Annotated in this window: 4 protein-coding genes; 1 reads left to right on the top strand and 3 read right to left on the bottom strand. The window is 71.7% G+C overall.

All coding sequences use genetic code 11. The features are described 5' to 3' along the window. A partial coding sequence (locus O3Q52_RS49510) for an acyltransferase (RefSeq protein WP_269654993.1) occupies nt 1-560 on the bottom strand: 560 nt, incomplete at its 3' end. 86 nt (nt 561-646) lie between these two features. Here O3Q52_RS49510 and O3Q52_RS49505 point away from each other — a divergent pair. Then, on the top strand, nt 647-1,177 hold the full coding sequence (locus O3Q52_RS49505) for a gamma carbonic anhydrase family protein (protein WP_269654992.1): 531 nt from the start codon (nt 647-649) through the stop codon (nt 1,175-1,177). A 104-nt stretch (nt 1,178-1,281) separates the two neighbouring features. On the opposite strand, the gene O3Q52_RS49500 is transcribed toward O3Q52_RS49505, so the two are convergent. Then, nucleotides 1,282-1,944, bottom strand: a complete 663-nt coding sequence (locus tag O3Q52_RS49500) for a DedA family protein (RefSeq protein ID WP_269654991.1) — start codon at nt 1,942-1,944, stop codon at nt 1,282-1,284. Nucleotides 1,945-2,057: 113 nt separating this feature from the next. Beyond that, the coding region (locus O3Q52_RS49495) for a beta-glucosidase (RefSeq protein ID WP_269654990.1) at nt 2,058-4,434 on the bottom strand (2,377 nt) is incomplete at its 5' end.

Here is a 4,434-nt window from a genome sequence, read left to right as displayed (position 1 = left end):
TTCCGCCCGATGCGCGCGCCGGGCAGGATCCCCGCGCCCGTGCCGATCCAGCAGCCCGGGCCGATCTCCACCGGCTCCATCCGCGGCCACTGCTTGCCGATGGGCTGATGGGGGTCGTCGTAGGAGTGGTTGGTGGACGTCACGTACACGTACGGCCCGAAGTAGCAGTCACTGCCGATCGTGACCGTCGTGTCGGCGATGACATGGCTGCCGCGGCCGAGGACGACACCGTCGCCGATGCGGAGGATGGGGTCCGGGCCGAGGTCGAGGTCAGGCATCAACCCGGCGGTCAGAGTGACCTGTTCGGCGATGATGCAGTGGTCACCGAGATGGATCCACGGCTCGCCGAAGACGGTGCCCTGCGGGAAGGCCAGCCTGGTACCTGTTCCCATCGCCCCGAAGTGCAGCCGCCCGGGCCGCTCGGCGGTCACCGCGCCCGTCCGTTGCACCCAGGACCAGCCCGCGTGGACGGCGCGCTGGACGAGCCGGCGCCGCCGGGATGAGAACGTGTTCTTGCGCTTGGGCACCCGCTCACCGTACTCAGCGTGACGTCCGGCCATGAGCTCGGGCGCCTGTGATCTTCGCCCCACCGTGGCGTGGCCGCATCCCTTACGGTGCCGGTACCAACGAGAACGAGGAGACGGCGATGACGCACGAGGCGCTGATCGCGGGCGTGGGCGGCAAGGATCCGAAGGTGGATCAGGAGGCGTTCGTCGCCCCGATGTCCGTGGTGCTCGGCGAGGTGACCCTGCACCCGGGCGCGAGCGTCTGGTACGGCGCGGTGCTGCGCGCCGAGTGCGGGCCCATCGTCATCGGCGCGGACAGCAACGTGCAGGACAACTGCACGCTGCATGTCGACCCCGGGTTCCCCGTCACCGTCGGGGAGCGGGTGTCCATCGGGCACAACGCCGTGGTGCACGGGGCCACTGTCGAGGACGACTGTCTGGTCGGGATGGGGGCGACGATCCTGAACGGGGCCGTGATCGGGGCGGGGTCGCTGGTCGCCGCGCAGGCGCTGGTTCCGCAGGGGATGCGGGTGCCGCCTGGGTCGCTTGTCGCCGGTGTGCCCGCCAAGGTGAAGCGGGAGCTTACGTCTGAGGAGCGGGAGGGGATTTCGCTGAACGGGACGTTGTATGTGGAACTCGCGAAGGCGCACCGGGAAGCGCACGGGGGCTGATTGTTCGTCGCGGGCTGCGGGCCGTATGTGGCTGGTCGCGCAGTTCCCCGCGCCCCTGGACAGGGGCTGCGCCCCGTCCAAGGGGGCAGCCCCTCGGTCGTCGCCTAGTCGGTCGCCGGGATCGGTTCCGGGTCGGCCGTCGCGCGCTCGGCCTCGCGCTCCGCCGAGACCTTCTTCGCCTTGCGCTTGAGGACCAGCATCGAGGTGAGGCCGATGAGGAGGGCCAGGACCAGGCCGAGCCAGGAGAAGCGCTTGAGCCAGGACTCGGCGACGATGCCGACGTAGTAGATGACCGCGGTGGTGCCGCCGGCCCAGAGGATGCCGCCGAGGACGTTGGCGGTCAGGAACTTCCAGTACGGCATGCGCAGCACACCCGCGAGCGGGCCCGCGAAGATCCGCAGCAGGGCGACGAAGCGGCCGAAGAACACGGCCCACATGCCCCACTTCTCGAAGGACTTCTCGGCGGTGGCGATATGGCCCTCGCTGAAGTGCCTGGGGAACTTCGCGCCGAGCCAGGCCAGCAGTGGGCGTCCGCCCTTGCGGCCGATGGCGTAGCCGATGGAGTCACCGACGATCGCGCCGGCGACGGCGCAGGCGCCGAGGATCACGGGGTTGATGTCACCGTGCTGGGAGGCGAGCAGCGCCGCGGAGACGAGGATGATCTCGCCCGGCAGTGGAATGCCCAGGCTCTCCAGGCCGATGACCAGGCCCACCAGCGCGTAGATGCTGACCGCGGGCACTGTCTCTAGCCACTCCTGGACGTGCAACGCCGGTTCCTCCCGATTCACCGCGAGCCGGGCCTGGCCCGGCGTGCGCTCGGCCGCGAGCGCACGCCGGGCAGCCTACCCGGTCACTTGGACGGCACGGAGTCCCGTCGGCCTCACACCTGCGCCCTCCCGCTGAGCCGCAGTTCACCCGCCGAGGCGCCCACCCACACGGTCCGCCGTCCGGTGCCGAGCACCCAGCCGTGCCGCTTGGCGTCCCACGAAGAGAGCGTGCGCTCTTTGACGTGCACGGTGACCCGGCGCGACTCCCCCGCCTTCAGCGCGAGCCGCTGATAGCCGCCCAACACCCTTTCGGCCTGGTCGACCTGGAGGTCCGGCGAGGCGCCCACATAGACCTGCGGGATGTCGACCCCGTCCCGCCGTCCCGTGTTCCGCACTGTGAACACCACCTCAAGACCGTCCCCGGTCCGCTCCACGCCCAGGCCCTCGTACACGAAGGAGGTGTACGAGAGTCCGTGCCCGAACGGGAACAGCGGCCGCACGTCCTCGGCGTCGTACCAGCGGTGGCCGACGTGGACGCCCTCCGAGTACTCCTCGACGCCGTTCACGCCCGGGTAGCGGCGCGTGTCGCCCGCGACCGGGTGGCGCGTGTCGTCCACCGGGAAGGTCTGGGTGAGCCGTCCGCCGGGGTCGCAGTCGCCGAAGAGGACGGCGGCGGTGGCGGCCGCGCCCTCCTGGCCCGGGTAGTACATCTGCAGCACGGCGGCGGTGCGCTCCAGCCACGGCATCGACGTCGAGGAGGAGGTGTTGAGGACGACGGTCGTACGGGGGTTCACCGCCGTCACCGCCTCGATCAGATCGACCTGGTGGCCGGGGAGCGCGAGGGTCGTGCGGTCCTGGTTCTCGGTGGCGTCCTCGTACGCGAAGAGCACGACGCCCCCGGCGGCCCGGGCCCCCTCCACGGCCTCGGCGACGTCCTGGGCGCGGGTCGCGCCGGTGGCGTGCCGCAGCCGGAACGCCTGTCCCTGGGCGCCGCCCTTCGCGGTGATCTCGACCCGGTGCTCACCCGCGGCGAGATCGAGCGTCCTGCGGCGCACCGCGAGCCCGTCGGGCGCGGCCGACACCAGACCGCCCGCGAAGTACTCCGCGAGCCCGGTCGCCACCGGGAAGAGGTCGACTCCGTCGAGAAGCACCTTGGGCCGCGTACCGGAGTAGTGGACGACGAAGGTCCACTCGTCGGCGTCCTCGACGGTGAGGGTCCCCTTGTACGTCCAGGTCTTCCCGGCGGCGACCCGCTGGCCCTCCGTGTCGACGCCGTCGGTGAGCGCGTCCTCGGGCAGGGGCTTGCCGAAGAGGTCCTCACCGAGCGCGTACGACACTTCGGCGCCTCGTCCCGCGCGGGACGTGATGGCGTCGAGCGGGCGCCCGGCGTGGTCGGGGATCACGTGGGCGCTGCCGCCGCCGCTGACGAAGGGCAGCGAGCCGGTGGGGCCGACGACGGCGATGCTGCGGGCGGCCTCGCCGGTCAGGGGCAGCGTGCCGTTCCTGTTGTGCAGGAGGGTGGCTCCCGCCTTGGCGACCTCCAGGGCGACCGCCGCGCCCGCCGACGGGTTGCGTGCCGGGCGGGGCGGGGCGCTGCCGTCGAGCATCCCGAAGTCGTCCATGGTGGTGAGGATGCGGCGTACGGCCCGGTCGACGTACTCCTCGGAGACGCTCCCGTTCTGGACGGCCGTCCTGAGCGCGGCCCCGAAGTACTTGCCGTTCGGCATCTCCATGTCGAGGCCCGCGGTGAGCGAGGCGACCGTGCTGTGGGCCGCGTGCCAGTCGGTCATCACCCAGCCCTCGAAGCCCCAGCGGTCGCGGAGGATGCCGGTGAGGAGTTCCTTGCTCTCGCACGCGTAGGTGCCGTTGACCTTGTTGTAGGCGCCCATGACCGCGCGGGCGCCGGCGCCGACGGCGGCCTCGAAGGCTCGCAGCTCGACCTCGTTGAGGGTCTGCTCGTCGACCCGTACGTCGATGGAGTCGCGGTCCTTCTCCTGGTTGTTCATCGCGTAGTGCTTGACGGTCGCGATGAGGCCCTCGCCCTGGATGCCCTTGATCTCCTCGGCCACGAGGTCGGCGGAGAGCAGCGGGTCCTCGCTGAACGTCTCGAAGTTGCGTCCCGCGTACGGGGTGCGGATGAGGTTGACCATCGGCGAGAGCAGGACGTCCTGGCCGAGGGCGCGGCCCTCGCGGCCGATGACCTGGCCGTAGCGGCGGGCGAGGCCGGGGTCGAAGGCGGCGGCGAGCAGGACGGGCGCGGGCAGGGCGGTGGCGTGCTGCTTGACGCGGACTCCGGCGGGGCCGTCGGCGAGGCGCAGCGGCGGGATGCCGAGCCGTTCCACGCCGGGCACGTATCCGGCCTGGCCGAGGGCCTTGGGGTCGGTGGCGCCGTGCAGCAGGGAGAGCTTCTCGTCCAGGGTGAGCTTGGTGAGCAGTCCCTCGACGCGGGGGCCCGCGGCCGGTTGTCGCCGGGCGGCGGCCGCGTGTGCG

The organism is Streptomyces sp. ActVer (assembly GCF_027270795.1).
GTDB lineage: Bacteria > Actinomycetota > Actinomycetes > Streptomycetales > Streptomycetaceae > Streptomyces > Streptomyces umbrinus_A.
Note: the sequence above shows the minus strand (reverse complement) of the source record. Positions and strands in the feature narration are given on the sequence as shown.